The sequence below is a fragment of the Enterobacter sp. C6 genome (assembly GCF_008122455.1).
In the GTDB taxonomy this organism is placed as follows: Bacteria; Pseudomonadota; Gammaproteobacteria; order Enterobacterales; family Enterobacteriaceae; genus Enterobacter; species Enterobacter pseudoroggenkampii.
Genome location: NZ_QPFW01000236.1, coordinates 1 through 17,640, shown reverse-complemented (window position 1 = coordinate 17,640; position 17,640 = coordinate 1). Strand labels below are relative to the sequence as shown.

Annotated in this window: 16 protein-coding genes; 15 read left to right on the top strand and 1 reads right to left on the bottom strand. The window is 57.6% G+C overall.

Features of this window, described 5'->3' with window-relative positions:
- The first annotated feature begins 2 nt into the window (after positions 1–2).
- Positions 3–2,039, top strand: a complete 2,037-nt coding sequence (gene cheA, locus DOU50_RS16320; RefSeq protein WP_148769755.1) for a chemotaxis protein CheA — start codon at positions 3–5, stop codon at positions 2,037–2,039.
- A gap of 19 nt (positions 2,040–2,058) precedes the next feature.
- Complete coding sequence (gene cheW, locus DOU50_RS16315; RefSeq protein WP_023312262.1) at positions 2,059–2,562, top strand: chemotaxis protein CheW; 504 nt, start codon at positions 2,059–2,061, stop codon at positions 2,560–2,562.
- A 106-nt stretch (positions 2,563–2,668) separates the two neighbouring features.
- Here the strand turns inward: cheW and DOU50_RS16310 are convergent, their stop codons facing one another.
- Positions 2,669–3,934: a dicarboxylate/amino acid:cation symporter gene (locus DOU50_RS16310; RefSeq protein ID WP_148769754.1), complete on the bottom strand. Its 1,266-nt coding sequence runs from the start codon at positions 3,932–3,934 to the stop codon at positions 2,669–2,671.
- A gap of 429 nt (positions 3,935–4,363) precedes the next feature.
- Here DOU50_RS16310 and DOU50_RS16305 point away from each other — a divergent pair, with 429 nt between their 5' ends.
- The 13 genes from DOU50_RS16305 to DOU50_RS16245 all read left to right on the top strand — a co-directional run.
- Positions 4,364–4,936, top strand: a complete 573-nt coding sequence (locus DOU50_RS16305) for a spore coat U domain-containing protein (RefSeq protein ID WP_032647817.1) — start codon at positions 4,364–4,366, stop codon at positions 4,934–4,936.
- A gap of 12 nt (positions 4,937–4,948) precedes the next feature.
- Positions 4,949–5,497: a spore coat U domain-containing protein gene (locus DOU50_RS16300; protein WP_148769753.1), complete on the top strand. Its 549-nt coding sequence runs from the start codon at positions 4,949–4,951 to the stop codon at positions 5,495–5,497.
- 16 nt (positions 5,498–5,513) lie between these two features.
- Entirely contained in the window at positions 5,514–6,272 is a 759-nt protein-coding gene (locus DOU50_RS16295) for a molecular chaperone (RefSeq protein WP_024909674.1), read from the top strand.
- Complete coding sequence (locus DOU50_RS16290) at positions 6,248–8,632, top strand: fimbria/pilus outer membrane usher protein (protein ID WP_148769752.1); 2,385 nt, start codon at positions 6,248–6,250, stop codon at positions 8,630–8,632. The genes DOU50_RS16295 and DOU50_RS16290 overlap by 25 nt, the downstream gene beginning before the upstream one ends.
- Positions 8,629–9,591, top strand: a complete 963-nt coding sequence (locus DOU50_RS16285; protein WP_032647810.1) for a spore coat U domain-containing protein — start codon at positions 8,629–8,631, stop codon at positions 9,589–9,591. The genes DOU50_RS16290 and DOU50_RS16285 overlap by 4 nt, the downstream gene beginning before the upstream one ends.
- 84 nt (positions 9,592–9,675) lie before the next feature.
- On the top strand, positions 9,676–11,343 hold the full coding sequence (gene tar / locus DOU50_RS16280) for a methyl-accepting chemotaxis protein II (protein WP_061714863.1): 1,668 nt from the start codon (positions 9,676–9,678) through the stop codon (positions 11,341–11,343).
- A gap of 44 nt (positions 11,344–11,387) precedes the next feature.
- Positions 11,388–12,989 carry a methyl-accepting chemotaxis protein IV gene (tap, locus tag DOU50_RS16275; protein ID WP_148769751.1) on the top strand — a complete coding sequence of 534 codons (1,602 nt, stop codon included), beginning with the start codon at positions 11,388–11,390 and terminating at the stop codon, positions 12,987–12,989.
- A gap of 19 nt (positions 12,990–13,008) precedes the next feature.
- The gene (gene cheR, locus DOU50_RS16270) at positions 13,009–13,875 is read left to right on the top strand and encodes a protein-glutamate O-methyltransferase CheR (protein WP_023312253.1); all 867 of its coding nucleotides are present in this window, start codon (positions 13,009–13,011) and stop codon (positions 13,873–13,875) included.
- Positions 13,872–14,921, top strand: a complete 1,050-nt coding sequence (locus DOU50_RS16265; protein WP_008500430.1) for a protein-glutamate methylesterase/protein-glutamine glutaminase — start codon at positions 13,872–13,874, stop codon at positions 14,919–14,921. Before cheR ends, DOU50_RS16265 begins: the two co-directional genes overlap by 4 nt.
- 17 nt (positions 14,922–14,938) lie before the next feature.
- A complete protein-coding gene (cheY, locus tag DOU50_RS16260; protein WP_008500431.1) occupies positions 14,939–15,328 on the top strand; it encodes a chemotaxis response regulator CheY in 390 nt (129 codons plus the stop codon).
- Positions 15,329–15,338: 10 nt separating this feature from the next.
- Complete coding sequence (gene cheZ / locus DOU50_RS16255) at positions 15,339–15,983, top strand: protein phosphatase CheZ (protein WP_023312251.1); 645 nt, start codon at positions 15,339–15,341, stop codon at positions 15,981–15,983.
- Positions 15,984–16,131: 148 nt separating this feature from the next.
- Positions 16,132–17,280 carry a flagellar biosynthesis protein FlhB gene (gene flhB, locus DOU50_RS16250; protein ID WP_024909679.1) on the top strand — a complete coding sequence of 383 codons (1,149 nt, stop codon included), beginning with the start codon at positions 16,132–16,134 and terminating at the stop codon, positions 17,278–17,280.
- Positions 17,273–17,640, top strand: a 368-nt coding sequence (locus DOU50_RS16245; RefSeq protein WP_194266153.1) for an FHIPEP family type III secretion protein, incomplete at its 3' end; no start/stop codon positions are given. The genes flhB and DOU50_RS16245, both read left to right, overlap by 8 nt.

The window sequence follows — 17,640 nt, the reverse complement described above, 5'->3', positions numbered from 1 at the left end:
GCGTGAGCATGGATATTAGCGATTTTTACCAGACATTCTTTGATGAAGCCGACGAATTGTTGGCCGATATGGAACAACACTTGCTCGACCTGGTGCCCGAAGCACCGGACTCCGAGCAGCTCAATGCCATCTTCCGTGCGGCGCACTCTATTAAAGGCGGAGCCGGAACGTTTGGATTTACCATCCTGCAGGAAACGACCCATTTAATGGAAAACCTGCTTGATGAAGCACGACGCGGTGAGATGCAGCTCAATACCGACATTATCAACCTGTTTTTGGAAACCAAAGATATTATGCAGGAACAGCTCGACGCCTATAAAAGTTCGGCAGAGCCTGATGCCGCCAGCTTTGAATACATCTGCAATGCGTTGCGCCAGCTCGCGCTGGAAGCAAAAGGTGAGGTTGCCGCAGCCGCTGTTCCGGCCGCGAAACTGAGCGTTGTCGATGCGGTTGCTGCCGACGAGGCCGCGCCAGCCGCTGCGCAGGCGGGCAAACTGCGCGTTGTGCTGTCGCGCCTGAAAGAGAATGAAGTTAACCTGCTGGAAGAAGAGCTGGGTAACCTGGCGAAATTAAGCAACGTGGTAAAAGGCAAAGACAGCCTGGCCGCGACGCTTGATGACGGGATTGGCCAGGACGATATCGTGGCGGTGCTGTGCTTTGTGATTGAAGCTGACCAGATCGCTTTCGAAACCGAAACGGCTGCGGTTGACGCCCCTGCGGCTGCGGAAGAGGTGGCTGTTGTCGCTCAGGCCGCGGCACCGGCTGTGACGCCTGCGGCCCCGGCGCTGAAGGCAGTGCCAAAAGAGGCCGCTGCGCCTGGCCGTGGTGAAAAACCTGCCGCGCGCTCCAGCGAGTCAACCAGTATCCGCGTTGCCGTTGAGAAGGTTGACCAGTTGATTAACCTCGTGGGCGAACTGGTGATCACCCAGTCGATGCTGGCGCAACGTTCAAACGAACTCGACCCGGTCACCCATGGCGATCTGATCACCAGCATGGGCCAGCTGCAGCGTAACGCCCGTGACCTGCAGGAATCGGTCATGTCCATCCGTATGATGCCGATGGAATATGTCTTCAGCCGCTTCCCGCGTCTGGTGCGTGACCTTGCCAGCAAGCTGAATAAACAGATTGAACTGACCCTGATGGGCAGCTCAACCGAACTGGATAAGAGCCTGATCGAGCGCATCATCGATCCGTTAACGCACCTGGTGCGTAACAGTCTCGACCACGGTATCGAACTGCCGGAAAACCGCATTGCCGCCGGAAAATCCCCGGTCGGCAACCTGATCCTCTCTGCGGAACATCAGGGCGGGAACATCTGCATCGAAGTGACCGATGACGGCGCCGGTCTGAATCGCGAGCGCATCCTGGCAAAAGCAATTTCGCAGGGGATGGCGGTCAATGAAAACATGACCGACGAAGAAGTGGGCATGCTGATCTTCGCACCGGGCTTCTCTACCGCAGAGCAGGTGACCGACGTCTCCGGGCGCGGCGTAGGCATGGACGTGGTGAAACGTAACATCCAGGAGATGGGCGGCCACGTTGAGATCCAGTCTAAACAGGGTTCCGGCACTACCATTCGCATTCTTCTGCCGCTGACGCTGGCGATCCTCGACGGCATGTCCGTCAAAGTGGCGGACGAAGTCTTTATCCTGCCGCTGAACGCCGTGATGGAATCCCTCCAGCCGCGTGAAGAAGATCTGCATCCGCTGGCGGGCGGCGAGCGCGTTCTTGAAGTGCGCGGTGAGTACCTGCCGCTGGTGGAACTGTGGAAAGTGTTCGAAGTAGACGGGGCGAAGACAGAGGCCACGCAGGGTATCGTTGTGATCCTGCAGAGCGCGGGCCGCCGCTACGCGCTGCTGGTTGATCAGCTGATTGGCCAGCACCAGGTGGTGGTGAAGAACCTCGAAAGTAACTACCGCAAAGTGCCGGGTATTTCTGCCGCCACCATTCTGGGTGATGGTAGCGTGGCGCTGATCGTCGATGTGTCGGCGCTTCAGGGATTAAATCGTGAACAACGTGTGGCGTACACAGCCGCCTGATTAAGTAGAAGGTAATAACATGACCGGTATGAGTAATGTAACGAAACTGGCGGGCGAGCCATCAGGGCAGGAATTCCTGGTCTTCACTTTAGGCGATGAGGAGTACGGCATCGATATCCTGAAAGTGCAGGAAATCCGTGGTTACGACCAGGTTACCCGCATCGCTAACACGCCTGCTTTTATTAAAGGTGTCACCAACCTGCGTGGCGTTATTGTGCCAATTGTGGACCTGCGCGTGAAGTTCAGCCAGGGCGACGTTGACTACGACGACAACACCGTGGTGATCGTTCTGAACCTGGGGCAGCGCGTGGTCGGTATCGTGGTCGATGGCGTATCTGATGTGCTTTCCCTGACCTCAGACCAAATTCGCCCTGCGCCGGAGTTTGCGGTCACGCTGTCGACCGAATACCTGACCGGTCTGGGCGCGCTCGGCGAGCGTATGCTGATTCTGGTGAACATCGAGAAGCTGCTGAACAGCGATGAGATGGCGCTGCTGGATATCGCCGCGAGTCACGTAGCGTAGGTAAATGCAAAACGGCAACCCAGGTTGCCGTTTTTTGTGTTTGCTCCCTCTCCCTGTGGGAGAGGGTTGGGGTGAGGGCATCAGGCCTCACCCTTTTTTCATACCCTTACGCTTCCTGCTTTACCAGCTCAGCTTCCGCTTCAGCTTCCCGCGCACCTTCATTCTGCGACAGCATCGCGGTCGCAATACCATTCCCCAGAACGTTAATTGCGGAACGGCCCATATCCAGGAAGTGGTCGATCCCCATCAGCAGCAGAATACCCGCCACCGGAATGTTAAAGCTTGGGATCGTCGCGGCCAGCACCACCAGGGATGAACGCGGTACGCCCGCAATCCCTTTGGAGGCCAGCATCAGCGTCAGCATCAGAACCGTCACTTCCGAGAAGCTCAGGTGGATGTTGTACGCCTGAGCGATAAACATCGAAGCGAAAGAGCAGTACACCATCGAACCCACCAGGTTGAAGGAGTAGCCAATCGGCAGAACGAAAGAGGCGATGTTGCGCGAGCAGCCAAAACGCTCCAGCTGCTCCAGCGTTTTAGGGTAGGCGGCTTCAGAGCTGCTGGTGGTAAACGCCACCAGGACCGGATCTTTCAGCATGCTGACCAGGCGGAACACCTCTTTTTTCAGCACCATGTAACCCACGGCCAGCAGCACCATGCAGGTGAGAAGAATGGCAACATAGTAGCCGCCAATAAAGGAGGCGTAGTTCAGCAGAATGCCCAGACCCTGCGTGGCAATCACGGAGGAGATCGCCGCAAAAATGGCCAGCGGAGCAACGTACATCACGTAACCCGTGACCTTCAGCATGATATGGGAAACCACATCCAGCGCGGCCACCAGCGGCGCGTTGAATTTGTGCCCCAGCGACGCGCCGCCGATGCCGAAGAACATCGAGAACACCACAATCTGCAGGATCTCATTGTTCGACATTGCCCCTGCGATACTGGTTGGAATGGTGTGCGACAGGAACGCTTTCAGCGTCATGCCGCCAACGGCCAGACCGGTATCTACCGCTTCGGTTGGGATCGTCAGGTTCAGACCGCTTCCCGGATGCTCCAGCGTGACGATAAACAGGCCAACCAGAATGGAGAGCACGGATGAGCTGATAAACCACACCATCGCTTTACCGCCAACGCGGCCAATGGTGGAGGTTTCGCCCAGCTTCATAATGCCGACGGTGAGCGTGCTGAAGACCAATGGTGCAATGACCATTTTGATCAGACGGAGGAAAATATCGGTCAGAAGGGTAATGTTATCCGACCAGGCTGTGATGGCATCCGCAGATGCATATTCATGAATTGCTGCCCCTGAAAGAATACCCGCCAGCATGAATATCACGATGAAGAGTGTGAGTTTGTTTGCACTTGCCACGAAAAAAGACCCTCTATGCGCTTCAGATGTAGCCCGCATCGATACATATAAATTTTTTATTACGATGCAGGAAATTATTCGGCACATAAATTGACGCAAAGTGTAGGGGGATACAACACCTTTTTAAGTTTTATTAATTTTGTTGTTATTGCCCTGACGATATATTGTGATCTGCATCACACTTTAATGGATATATTCTCTCCGGAAAAAATAAAATCGCGGATTAAATAAATTTAACTCTCTGTTATTAATAAGGAAATTAAGTCAATAAGACATATGACTTATGCGTTGAGGGGCGGGTGGTCGAAGCGATATCCGTAAACTAAATTCTCAATAACCCCCTCAAAGGAACCTTAAGCGGGGCTAACATCTTGAACGACAAAAATAAAATGTGGCAAGGGAACGGAGACGTCTTCTGGAGGGTGGTAAATGAAAAGAAAACTCCTTTTGATCTGCGCAGGCACCTTACTGACTGCGACAACGGCCCATCAGGCGCTGGCCGTCACCAGCAGTGGCACCATCGGCGCGACGCTGACGCTGACAAACGGCTGTCTGATAAATGGATCGCCCGCGCAAAGCGGCATTAACTTCGGTACGCTCGATTTCGGTACCCATCCGGCAACCTTTTCCACTCTTACGACGCAGCTGAGCGGCGCCAGCGGCGGAAACACCTTCACCATTCAATGTACGACCGCCAGCTACACGGTGGCGATCACCGGTAATACCCATTCTACGGCACCCGGAACCGTTGTCGGTTCGCCGGGTACGCCTGAACGCTATCTGGTTAATACGGCCAACGCGGCCCAGGGCGTGGCTTACAGCCTGTACAGCGACAGCGGGTTTAACACCGTGATTGCCAACAACGCCGCGTTGCCGATCGCCTCAACGGCCGGAGGGGTGGACAGCTACACCCTCTACGGACGTATTACCGGAGGTGGTAACAGCGTGACGGTTGTCCCGGGAACCTACACCGACACGATTAACGTCAGCGTAACCTATTAGTCCCGAATAGCCATGAAGGCAACTCTCACAGGTCTGCGTACATGCGCAGAGGGACACGTGCAGCCTTTTTTCGCGCTGCTCGTCGGATTGCTCATGATGCCCGCGGCGAATGCGGTGACATCACAGTCGTTTAAGGTCAGCGCGACGATTGTACCGGGATGCGCGGTAGCAACCGGTAGCGGAGGGCTTCTCGGTACGCTGGATTTTGGCACCCATAACGGCGTCGAGAGTGCGCCGGTCAGCACCAGCTTTGTGCCAAACGGGGCGTTGTCTATCGCCTGTACGCCGGGCGTGGCGCTGAGCATGAGCATTAACGGCGGGCAGAATTACGCCTCCGTCCGCCGGATGAAGCGGTCAGGCGGAACAGAACTGGTGCCGTACCGGCTTTACAGCAGCAGCTCGCTGGCCGCGAACAGCGAAATTGGCGTCAACCAGGCGATAGCGGTGACCTATACCAATAGCAATAACATCGCGCTGCCGCTTTTTGGCGTGGCGCTACTGACCGGTTTTAGCCCGGCGGGAACCTATTCCGATCAGCTCACCGTGACCTTGTCATGGTAATAAAGGGAGAGTGTTGATGAAGCCATTTTTCAGACCCGTTTGTCTGGCGGGCGCGTTGGGCATGGCTGCGGCAATCGGCCAGGTACAGGCGGCGGCCACTATCCTGCTCTGGCCGATCGATCCGTGGCTTGCTGCGGACGCCAATGCCACGGAACTGTGGATCCAGAACCAGGGAAACAGCGCCACGACGATGCAGGTCCGCATCGTGCGCTGGAAGCAGGAGGACGGACACGAGCGTTATACCGCGCAGCAGGACGTGGTCGCCAGCCCGCCGATCGTCACGATTGGCACGGGCAGCAAGCAGCTTATTCGCCTTATCAAACAGACTTCAGTCCCCGCAGGCGTCGAACAGGCCTACCGCATTATTGTCGATGAAATCCCCCAGCCTGATGCCAAGGCCGAACCCTCCATTGGCCTCAAATTGCAGATGCGATACTCCATTCCTCTGTTTGTGTATGGACAGGGGATACCGACGATAAAAGAGGGCGCGCACCACGCGCTGGTGGAGACCCGAAACCTGAGCTGGCGGGTGACGCAGGCGGGTGGACAGCCTGCGCTGGAGGTCCGAAATCGCGGGGATGTCCATGTCAGGCTAAGTCAGGTGGCGCTGGAGCAGGGAGGGCAGAAACGCACGGTTGCGGAGGGATTACTGGGTTACGTCCTTCCGGGCAGCACCCGCAGCTGGCCGGTACCCGCTGGCGTTCGTCAGCCAGAGCGGATGAGCGCGCAGATTAATGCCAGGGACGCACAATGGCAGTCGACGCCCGTCAACTGAAGCCGGCGATGATGATATTGCTCTGCGTCAGTTCCGCAACCTGGGCTGAGCCCGGTGACGACAGTTTACCGCCGCCGCCCCAGGCACAGGCGATACATGATGAAGCGGTTTTCCAGCTTGCTCTCGTGGTCAACCACTACGATACCGGTCTGGTCGTGCCCGTGACGCAGCGTAAAGGCGCTTTCTTTATCTCCAGCGCCGATTTGCTGCGCGCGGGGCTGCCCCCGGCGCATGTTCCCACCGGAGAGGTGAATCTCTCCTCGCTTGCCCTGGTTCGGGTGGAGTACGACAGCGCCGCGCAGCGCCTGCTGCTGACCGTTCCCCGCGACTGGGTGACGGCCCGGGTCACGCCGTTCAGCGCGCAAGCGACGCAGGTCAAACCGCACTACGGGCGCGGGGCGCTGCTCAATTACGATCTCTACACCAACCGCACGGAGCATATCGGCGGTCAGGCGTCGCTCTGGCATGAGTTCCGCTATTTCAACGAGAACGGCTCCTTTTCCTCCACCGGCTACGCGCGCGAAAATTTCAGCGGTAACGACGGCCAGCAGGAAGGGTATGTTCGCTATGACACGACCCTGCTGTTCACTAACGAAGATGACGCGATGAGCTGGAGCGTCGGGGATGTGATTAGCGATGCCCTGAGCTGGAGCTCCAGCGTGCGGATGGGGGGGATAAGCGTCGGGCGGGATTTCTCCCTGCGCCCCGATCTGGTGACGTGGCCGCTGCCCGAGTTCGCAGGGGAAGCCGCGGTACCCACCTCGGTTGATCTCTTTATCAATGGCTATCGTTCCGGCTCAACCCAGCTTCAGCCGGGTCCCTTCACCCTGACCAATCTGCCCTATATCAACGGCGCCGGGGATGCGGTGCTGGTCACGACGGATGCGCTGGGGCGCCAGGTGAGCACTACGCTACCGTTTTACGTCACCAGCGACCTGCTTAAACAAGGGCTCAGCGATGGTGCCGTGACCCTGGGCAGCCTGCGGCGTAACTACGGCATCAAGAATTTTGACTACGGTTCCGCGGCGGGCAGCGGCTCGTATCGCTACGGTCTAACAGACTGGCTAACGCTGGAAGGCCACGCGGAAGGGGCGCAGGAGCTGGCGCTGGGTGGGGCGGGGACCGTGATAAAACTCGGCCAGTTTGGCGTGGTGAATACCTCATACTCGCAGAGCCGCATGCGCGGTGATACGGGCGGGCAAATCAACTGGGGTTACCAGTACAGCACCAGCGCGTTTAGCGTCGCCACCCAGCACACGCGTCGCGGTCGCGGTTTTGGCAATCTGGCCCTTTACGACCAGCCGACGGTATATGATGAAAACGATAAACCCATCGCCAGCTTCAGCCGTAATACGGACCAGTATTCTCTGACCTTCAACCTGGGACAGTACGGCAACATCGGTGCGGCCTGGATCGGCGTGGAGAGTTTCGACAGCCAAAAAACCGAGCTGCTCAATCTCTCCTGGAGCCGCAATCTGTGGGGGGCGAGCAGTATTTACCTGGCCGGCAGCCGGGATCAGCAGCGGGGAGACTGGACGGTCGCGCTGTCGCTGCAGGTGCCACTGGGTGCACGCGACAGCGCTGCCGTCACCGTTGAAAATACCCCGGATGCAGGCAGTACCCAACGCATCAACTATAACCATTCCATGCCTTCTGACGGTGGGTTTAGCTGGAACATGGCCTGGGCCAACCAGTCAAGATCCAGTGATTATCAACAGGGGACGCTGGGCTGGCGCAATAACAATATAGAGCTGCAGGGCGGCGGTTATGGCGAAAGGGATACCATGACCTGGTGGGGCGAGGCGATGGGCGCAATTGTCCTGATGGACGGCGAACTGTTTGCAGCGAATAAAATCAACGATGCGTTTGTGGTCATCAGTACCGACGGTCATCCGGATGTGCCCGTCAGCTACGAGAACCAGCCCGTCGGTAAAACCAATAACAACGGCTACCTGCTGGTGAGCGGGGTGTCGGCGTATTACCCCGCAAGCTACCGGATCGATACCCTGAATCTGCCGGCGGATACCCGTCTGAAAGAGACCGAGCGACGGATCGCGATCCGCCGTCACAGCGGCTATCTGGTTGATTTCCCAATGGAGCAGGAGCGGGTGGCAAGCGTTATTCTGCATGATGCGCACGGGCAGGCGCTGCCGGTGGGAAGCCAGGTCCGACGGGTCTCGCGCAGCAATGCGGTGGTGGGGTATGACGGCATCGCCTGGCTGGAAAATCTTAGTGATGTGAACCCGCTGGAGGTGATAGCGCCTGACGGAAAACGCTGCACGGCTACCCTGACCGTGGGGGCCAATCCGGAACACAAGCTGAAAACCTACGGGCCGCTGATTTGTCGGGAGGCGCCATGACGCGCCTGCTGCTGTTGATTCTGCTGCTGTTCTCCGGCGGCGGCTGGGCGGCGTGTACCGTCAGTACGGTCAATGCCTCATTTGGCAGCGTTACCTCCTTCGCGCTCAGCGGAACAGGCGAGGTGGAAACCACCGGCACGCTGGTGGTGTCCTGTGATGCCATACTGAATCTGCTGACCAACGACTCGGTGACGCTGACCTACACCGCGGCATCGGTTTCGGGCAGCAGCCGGGCCACCATGAAACGGACAGATGATGCGACTATCACGGACGTGATCCCCACCCGGCTGTGCGGACTCTCGGGCTGCGCGAGCAGCAGCGAGGTACAGATAAGTAAATCGTATACCTGGAGTGGAAATACCTTGCTGGGGCTGCTGGGGTCAAAGCAGTACAACATTCCGCTCTATTTTCGCACCGTCGCCGGACAAAACGTCACTGCCGGGCCATATCAGGTGCAGTTAACCTTCAGCGTTAACTACAGCGTGTGCTCCGTGGGCGCGCTCGGCATTTGCACAATCAATCAGGCGGGCACTGCGACGACCACCATTCTACTGAACATGACTGTTACCAACGATTGCAGCGCCATGACCACGCCGGACGTGAACTTCAACAGCGCACCGCTGGTACAAAGTTTCCCTACCGTTTCGCAGGCGATTGCCGTCACCTGTACCAAAGGCAGTACGTATACCATCGGCATTAACAACGGGGCTAACGCGCTGAACAACGTGCGGCGCATGGTGAGCGGCAGCAACGCCATGAGCTATGACATCTATAAAGAAGCCACCAGTAACCGCTGGGGCGGCAGCGGCAGCGAGCGCTGGTCCAGCGCGGTATCGTCACAGGTCAGCACCGACGGCTTGCTGCGCACCTACAATTACACCGCGAAAGTCCTGACCAATCAGACCACGCCACCCGCCGGAACCTACACCGATACGCTGATTGTTGACGTGGCGTTTTAGCCCCGCGCTTTTCCCTTTCTCAAATGTAAAGTTCCTGTGGGTAGTGCCGATAACACCGTTAATAAATCTATGAGAAGGTGTTGTATGTTGAACCGTATCCGCGTTGTCACAATGCTTATGATGGTGCTGGTCATTTTCGCACTTCTTCAGCTTATCTCCGGCGGGCTTTTTTTCTCGTCATTAAAACAGAACCAGGACAGCTTCGCGGCCTCGAACGATCTCCGTCTGCAGCAAAGTGAACTCACGTCAACGTGGGATCTGATGCTGCAAACGCGTATCAACCTGAGCCGCTCGTCCGCGCGCATGATGATGGATCCCAACAATCAGCAGAGCAGCGCGAAAACCGATCTGTTGAAAAATGCCCGTGCCACCCTTGCTGACGCCGCTAAACACTACGACGCCTTCAAAAAGATCACCCCGCAGCCTGCGATGGAGCAGGTGAGCCAGAATATCGATGAAAAATACAGCGCCTACCATGCCGGTCTGACGGAACTGATTCAGTTCCTGGAGAGCGGCAATATGGACGCCTATTTCGCACAGCCTACGCAGGGGATGCAAAACGCCCTCGGCGCGGCGCTGGGGGAGTACGCGAAGGTCAGTGGCGATCTCTATCACACAGCCTTTACCGCAAGCCAGAATGACTATCGTTTTGCGAAATGGCAGATGGCCGTGATGGCGCTGGCGCTGGTCATTGTGCTGGTCGCAGTATGGTACGGTATTCGCCATATCCTGCTGAACCCTCTTGGCCGCGTCATTGCCCACATTCGTGAAATTGCCGGCGGCGATCTGACCAAAACGCTCACCGTTTCCGGGCGTAATGAGATCACCGAGCTGGCAAACAGCGTTGACCACATGCAGCGTTCGTTAATCGACACCGTCGCCAACGTGCGCAACGGGTCAGAAGCTATTTATACCGGCACCAGCGAAATTGCGATGGGGAACAACGATCTCTCATCTCGTACCGAGCAGCAGGCTTCCGCCCTGGAAGAGACGGCCGCCAGCATGGAGCAGCTTACCGCGACCGTGAAGCAGAACGCCGATAACGCCCGTCAGGCGTCTCAGCTGGCAGAAAGCGCCTCCGAGACGGCGCAGCGAGGCGGTCGCGTGGTGGATGGCGTGGTGAAAACTATGCACGAAATCGCCGACAGCTCGAAGAAAATCGCCGACATCATCAGCGTCATTGACGGTATTGCCTTCCAGACCAACATTCTGGCGCTTAACGCCGCCGTGGAAGCTGCGCGTGCGGGCGAACAGGGACGCGGGTTTGCCGTGGTGGCCGGGGAAGTGCGCAATCTGGCCAGCCGCAGCGCCAATGCGGCAAAAGAGATCAAGTCGCTGATCGAAGATTCCGTCTCCCGCGTGGATACCGGCTCCGTGCTGGTGGAAAGCGCCGGGGAGACCATGAATGACATCGTGAATGCCGTCACCCGCGTGACGGACATCATGGGTGAAATCGCCTCTGCGTCTGATGAGCAGAGTCGTGGTATCGACCAGGTTGCCCTGGCGGTATCGGAAATGGATCGCGTGACACAACAAAACGCCGCGCTGGTGCAGGAGTCCGCTGCGGCGGCCGCTGCGCTGGAAGACCAGGCGAGCCGTCTGAAGATGGCCGTCTCGGCGTTTCGTCTCGCTTCACTCGCTGGAAACACGGTCACCCCGCAGGCGACGTATCGCGCGCCAGTCGCTGAATCGGCTGCAAGCCGTACGCGCACCGCGACGACCGGACAAGATGAAAACTGGGAAACATTTTGACTGACAATTAAACCGCGGCTGCTTGCCGCTTGATGGGAGCGTGGATGTTAAATCGTATTCGTATCTCGACCACACTGTTTTTGATTCTGATCCTTTGCGGTGTGTTGCAGGTTGGCAGTAACGGGTTGTCTTTTTGGGCGTTTCGCGATGGCTATCAGAATTTGCAGGAAGTTGAGACGAGTAATCAGCAGCGCTCCGCACTGGCACAAACGCGAGCCGTGCTGTTGCAGGCAAGCACTGCGCTGAACAAGGCAGGAACCTTAACCGCGCTGAGTTATCCGCCGGATGACATTAAAGCGCTGATGGCGACCGCGCGCGACAGCCTGAAACAGGCTGACGCACAGTTTAAAGCTTTTACGGCGCAGGCCGCCGAAAGCGAGAAAGAGAAAGCGCTGAAGGCCGCCATGAAGACGAACTTTGAACAGTGGTACAGCGATCTGGACCATCAGGCGACGTGGCTTGAGAACAACCAGCTGTCGGACTTTATGACCGCGCCGGTTCAGGCCTCGCAGGCGGCGTTTGATGGCAGCTTTAACGCGTGGCAGCAGGATATTAACCAGTCTGTTCAGCGTGCCGGTGAACAGAGCCGTCAAAGCTATCACATGTCGGGCGTCATCTTTGCCGTGGTGGTGATTCTGGCAGGGCTGCTGACCGGCGCCGCACTGCTCTGGTCGCGCAGAATGATTGTCCAGCCGCTGGCGATTATCAGCAGCCACTTCGACAGTATTGCGAAAGGCGATCTGGCGCGTCCGGTAGCGGTGTTCGGCAGGAACGAAATTTCGGCGATCTTTGCCAGCCTGAAGGCGATGCAGGGATCGCTGCGGGAAACGGTGAGCGACGTGCGGCAGGGCAGTTATGCCATGCACACCGGGATCTCAGAGATTGCGGCGGGCAATAACGATCTCTCGTCCCGCACCGAGCAGCAGGCGGCTTCGCTGGCGCAGACGGCGGCCAGCATGGAGCAACTGACCGCGACGGTAAGCCAGAACGCCGATAACGCGCGTCAGGCGTCTGACCTGTCAAAACAGGCGGCGATGACGGCGAAGAAAGGCGGAGACCAGGCGTCCCATGTCGCCAGCACCATGCAGGAGATTGCCACCAGTTCGCAGAAAATTGGTGACATCATCAGCGTGATTGACGGTATCGCGTTCCAGACCAACATTCTGGCGCTGAATGCCGCCGTGGAAGCGGCGCGCGCCGGGGAGCAGGGGCGAGGATTTGCGGTGGTGGCAGGGGAAGTGCGTAACCTGGCGAGCCGCAGCGCCAACGCGGCGAAAGAGATTAAGGTGCTGATCGAAGAGTCGGTCTCGCGCGTTCAGCAGGGCTCAACGCTGGTGGATACGGCGGCGAAAACCATGCACGAGATTGTCACCTCCGTGACGCGGGTGAACGACATCATGGGCGAAATTGCCTCGGCGTCGGACGAACAGCGTCGCGGCATTGAGCAGGTTGCACAGGCCGTCAGCCAGATGGATCAGGTGACGCAACAGAACGCCTCGTTAGTTGAGGAAGCGGCAGCGGCAACCGATCAACTGGCCACCCAGGCAGATCGTCTGACCGGACTGGTCGCGGTGTTTAATGTGAAAGAGCACGTTGAAGCAGTAACAGAAGTCGGGCGGTCGCAGGCCGTGCCAGTTGTATCCTGAATGTAATTAAGAAGGCGCTATGACATCACCAATGCCCCCTGGGCAAACGTCATTATTGTTGCAGATGACACAGCGCCTCGCGCTGTCCGACGCGCATTTTCGTCGGATATGTCAGTTAATCTACCAGCGTGCGGGGATCGTGCTTGCGGATCATAAGCGCGACATGGTCTACAACCGTCTGGTGCGGCGCTTGCGCACGCTGGGGCTGGATGATTTTGGCCGCTATCTGAGCATGCTCGAGGCGAACCAGAACAGCGCAGAGTGGCAGGCTTTTATTAACTCGTTAACCACCAACCTGACGGCGTTTTTCCGTGAAGCCCACCACTTCCCGGTCCTGGCCGAGCACGCACGCCGTCGCACCGGGGAGTATCGCGTATGGAGTGCGGCCGCCTCGACGGGCGAAGAGCCGTATTCGCTGGCGATCACCCTGGCTGACACCCTGGGCATGACGCCCGGACGCTGGAAAGTCTACGCCAGCGATATCGATACCGAGGTACTGGAGAAGGCGCGTAACGGCGTTTATCGCCAGGATGAACTGAAAACGCTGTCACCGCAGCAGCTGCAGCGTTATTTCATGCGCGGTACGGGCCCGCATGAAGGCCTGGTACGCGTACGCCAGGAGCTGGCGAACTGCGTTGAATTCGCGCCCGTAAACCTGCTGGATAAGCAGTACAACGTGCCGGGGCCGTTCGACGCTATCTTTTGCCGTAACGTCATGATCTATTTTGATAAAACGACGCAACAGGACATTCTGCGTCGGTTTGTTCCGTTGCTCAAGCCTGACGGTTTACTGTTTGCAGGGCACTCGGAAAACTTCAGCAACCTCGCGCGTGAGTTTAGCCTGCGTGGGCAAACGGTATATGCGCTGAGTAAGGAAAAAGCATGAGTAAAATCAGGGTGTTGTCTGTCGATGATTCAGCGCTGATGCGTCAGATCATGACTGAAATTATCAATAGCCACAGCGACATGGAGATGGTGGCAACCGCGCCCGATCCGCTGGTTGCGCGGGATTTAATTAAAAAATATAACCCCGACGTGCTAACGCTGGATGTCGAGATGCCGCGCATGGATGGCATAGATTTCCTCGAAAAATTAATGCGGCTTCGGCCCATGCCGGTGGTGATGGTCTCTTCCCTGACCGGAAAAGGCTCGGAAATCACCCTGCGTGCCCTAGAACTGGGGGCGGTGGATTTTGTCACCAAACCGCAGCTCGGCATTCGCGAAGGGATGCTGGCCTACAGCGAAATGATCGCCGAGAAGATCCGCACCGCGTCTAGGGCCAAGCTTGCCGCCCACACGCCGATGGCCGCGCCTGCGACCCTGAAGGCCGGTCCCTTACTCAGCTCGGAAAAACTGCTGGTGATTGGCGCGTCAACCGGAGGAACAGAGGCAATTCGTCATGTACTCCAGCCATTGCCGCTTTCAAGTCCGGGTATTCTGATCACTCAGCATATGCCGCCAGGCTTTACCCGTTCGTTCGCCGAGCGCCTGAACAAGCTGTGTCAGATCAGTGTGAAAGAGGCGGAAGACGGCGAGCGCGTGCTCCCGGGACATGCCTATATCGCCCCGGGCGACAAGCATATGGAGCTGGCGCGCAGCGGCGCTAACTATCAAATCAAAATTCATGACGGACCGCCGGTCAACCGGCACCGTCCGTCGGTGGATGTGCTGTTTCATTCGGTGGCGAAACATGCGGGGCGCAACGCCGTTGGGGTGATCCTGACGGGGATGGGCAACGATGGTGCCGCCGGAATGCTTGCAATGCACCAGGCTGGCGCCTGGACGATTGCGCAGAATGAAGCAAGTTGTGTGGTGTTCGGCATGCCGCGCGAGGCCATCAATATGGGTGGCGTGAGCGAAGTGGTCGATCTTAGCCAGGTAAGCCAGCAGATGCTGGCGAAAATCAGTGCCGGACAGGCAATACGTATTTGACTCAGGAGTATTATTTTATGGCGGATAAAGAGCTTAAGTTTTTGGTTGTGGATGACTTTTCCACCATGCGTCGCATCGTGCGCAACCTGCTGAAAGAGCTGGGCTTCAACAACGTTGAAGAAGCAGAAGACGGCGTTGATGCGCTGAACAAGCTACAGGCTGGCGGGTTTGGTTTTGTTATCTCCGACTGGAACATGCCTAACATGGACGGTCTGGAACTGCTGAAAACCATTCGTGCCGATGCGGGAATGGCGTCTATGCCGGTTCTGATGGTCACTGCAGAAGCGAAAAAAGAGAACATCATTGCCGCTGCACAGGCGGGCGCAAGCGGCTATGTGGTGAAGCCATTCACCGCGGCAACCCTGGAAGAGAAGCTCGGTAAGATCTTCGAGAAACTCGGCATGTGAGGTGATGGAAATGTTGCAACCTGCTATGAAACCCGTTGAAGAACACTCGCCGAGCGATATCATCGTCCGCATCGGCAGCCTGACGCGCATGCTGCGTGACAGCCTGCGCGAGCTGGGTCTGGATCAGGCGATTGCCGAAGCGGCGGAAGCCATTCCTGATGCCCGCGATCGTCTGGACTACGTTGTGCAGATGACCGCTCAGGCCGCTGAGCGTGCGCTGAACAGCGTTGAAGCGTCACAGCCGCACCAGGATGCGATGGAAAAGGGGGCGAAAGCGCTGAGCAAACGCTGGGACGAGTGGTTTGAGAACCCTATCGAGCTGGCGGATGCCCGCGAGCTGGTGACGGATACCCGTCAGTACCTGGGGGATGTGCCGGGTCACACCAGCTTCACCAACGCCCAGCTGCTGGACATCATGATGGCGCAGGATTTCCAGGACCTGACCGGTCAGGTGATCAAGCGCATGATGGATGTTATCCAGGAGATTGAACGTCAGCTGCTGATGGTTCTGCTGGAGAACATTCCGGAGCCGGCAGCCCGTCCAAAACGCGAGAATGAAAGCCTGCTCAATGGTCCTCAGCTCGACGCCAGCAAAGCGGGCGTTGTGGCAAGCCAGGATCAGGTCGACGACCTGCTGGACAGCCTCGGCTTCTGATGGTCCGTTCCGCCTCAGGAGGTTAACGCCACCTGAGGCGGTTTGCGACAAAATCATCGAAAAGAGCCCGAATAAACGGGCTTTTCCCGCCATTGGATTTCCGCTGCGCTGGCATGATACCCGTGACGTAATGGGCTGAGCATGCACTGTGGCAGAAGAGAACGACGACAAAACGGAAGCCCCCACACCCCACCGACTAGAAAAGGCGCGTGAGGAAGGGCAGATCCCCCGATCCCGAGAATTGACCTCCCTGCTGATCCTTATCGTAGGGGTGTGCATTATCTGGTGGGGCGGGGAGTCGCTCGCCCGCAAACTGGCGGGAATGTTGTCCACCGGCTTACGTTTTGACCACAGCATGGTCAACGATCCGAATCTGATCCTCAGCCAGATAATTCAGCTTATTAAAGGGGCCATGGTTGCTCTGCTGCCCCTGATTACCGGGGTCGTGCTGGTCGCACTGGTCTCGCCAGTGATGCTCGGCGGTCTGGTTTTTAGCGCCAAATCGCTGCAGCCGAAATTTTCCAAACTGAACCCGCTGCCGGGCATTGCGAAAATGTTCTCTGCGCAGACCGGGGCTGAGCTGCTCAAAGCCGTTCTCAAATCGGTGCTGATGGGCAGTTCCGCAGGGTTTTACCTCTGGTACCACTGGCCGGAAATGATGCGTCTTATCAGCGAATCACCGCTCACCGCGATGAGCAACGCGCTGAATCTGGTCGGGCTCTGCGCGCTGCTGGTGGTGCTCAGCATTATCCCGATGGTGGGTTTTGACGTGATCTTCCAGCTTTATACCCACTTCAAAAAACTGCGCATGTCACGGCAGGATATTCGTGACGAATATAAGCAGATGGAAGGTGACCCGCACGTGAAAGGGCGCATCCGCCAGATGCAGCGTGCCGCCGCCCGTCGCCGCATGATGGAAGATGTGCCGAAGGCCGACGTCATTGTTACTAACCCGACGCACTATTCCGTTGCGCTGCGCTATGACGAAAACAAAATGAGCGCGCCGAAAGTGGTGGCGAAAGGGGCGGGGCTGATTGCTCTGCGTATCCGGGAAATTGGCACTGAACACCGCGTGCCGATCCTGGAAGCTCCTCCGCTGGCGCGTGCCCTGTACCGCCATGCGGATATTGGACAACAGATCCCGGGACAACTCTACGCCGCCGTGGCGGAAGTGCTGGCCTGGGTATGGCAGTTGAAGCGCTGGCGTCTGGCCGGCGGTCAACGGCCTGTGAAACCTGAGAACCTTCCGGTGCCTGCCGCGCTGGATTTTATGAACGAGAAGGACACTGATGGCTAATCTGGTGGCAATGTTGCGCCTGCCCGGCAACCTGAAATCGACCCAATGGCAGATCCTGGCCGGGCCGATTCTGATCCTGCTAATTCTGTCGATGATGGTACTGCCGCTCCCGGCGTTCATCCTCGACTTGCTTTTCACTTTCAATATCGCGCTGTCCATTATGGTGCTGCTGGTGGCGATGTTCACCCAGCGTACCCTGGAGTTCGCCGCGTTCCCGACCATTCTGCTGTTTACCACCCTGCTGCGACTGGCGCTGAACGTGGCGTCCACGCGTATCATCCTGATGGAAGGTCACACCGGGGCGGCAGCGGCGGGTAAAGTGGTGGAAGCGTTCGGCCACTTCCTGGTGGGCGGCAATTT

Bases quoted from the DNA above. Each gene is read 5' to 3' on its own strand.
- DOU50_RS16300 (WP_148769753.1), top strand. From the start codon at position 4,949: ATGAAGGCAACTCTCACAGGTCTGCGTACATGCGCAGAGGGACACGTG.
- DOU50_RS16285 (WP_032647810.1), top strand. From the start codon at position 8,629: ATGACGCGCCTGCTGCTGTTGATTCTGCTGCTGTTCTCCGGCGGCGGC.
- tap (WP_148769751.1), top strand. From the start codon at position 11,388: ATGTTAAATCGTATTCGTATCTCGACCACACTGTTTTTGATTCTGATC.
- cheY (WP_008500431.1), top strand. From the start codon at position 14,939: ATGGCGGATAAAGAGCTTAAGTTTTTGGTTGTGGATGACTTTTCCACC.
- cheR (WP_023312253.1), top strand. From the start codon at position 13,009: ATGACATCACCAATGCCCCCTGGGCAAACGTCATTATTGTTGCAGATG.
- DOU50_RS16295 (WP_024909674.1), top strand. From the start codon at position 5,514: ATGAAGCCATTTTTCAGACCCGTTTGTCTGGCGGGCGCGTTGGGCATG.
- cheW (WP_023312262.1), top strand. From the start codon at position 2,059: ATGACCGGTATGAGTAATGTAACGAAACTGGCGGGCGAGCCATCAGGG.
- DOU50_RS16265 (WP_008500430.1), top strand. From the start codon at position 13,872: ATGAGTAAAATCAGGGTGTTGTCTGTCGATGATTCAGCGCTGATGCGT.
- cheZ (WP_023312251.1), top strand. From the start codon at position 15,339: ATGTTGCAACCTGCTATGAAACCCGTTGAAGAACACTCGCCGAGCGAT.
- tar (WP_061714863.1), top strand. From the start codon at position 9,676: ATGTTGAACCGTATCCGCGTTGTCACAATGCTTATGATGGTGCTGGTC.
- DOU50_RS16305 (WP_032647817.1), top strand. From the start codon at position 4,364: ATGAAAAGAAAACTCCTTTTGATCTGCGCAGGCACCTTACTGACTGCG.
- DOU50_RS16290 (WP_148769752.1), top strand. From the start codon at position 6,248: ATGGCAGTCGACGCCCGTCAACTGAAGCCGGCGATGATGATATTGCTC.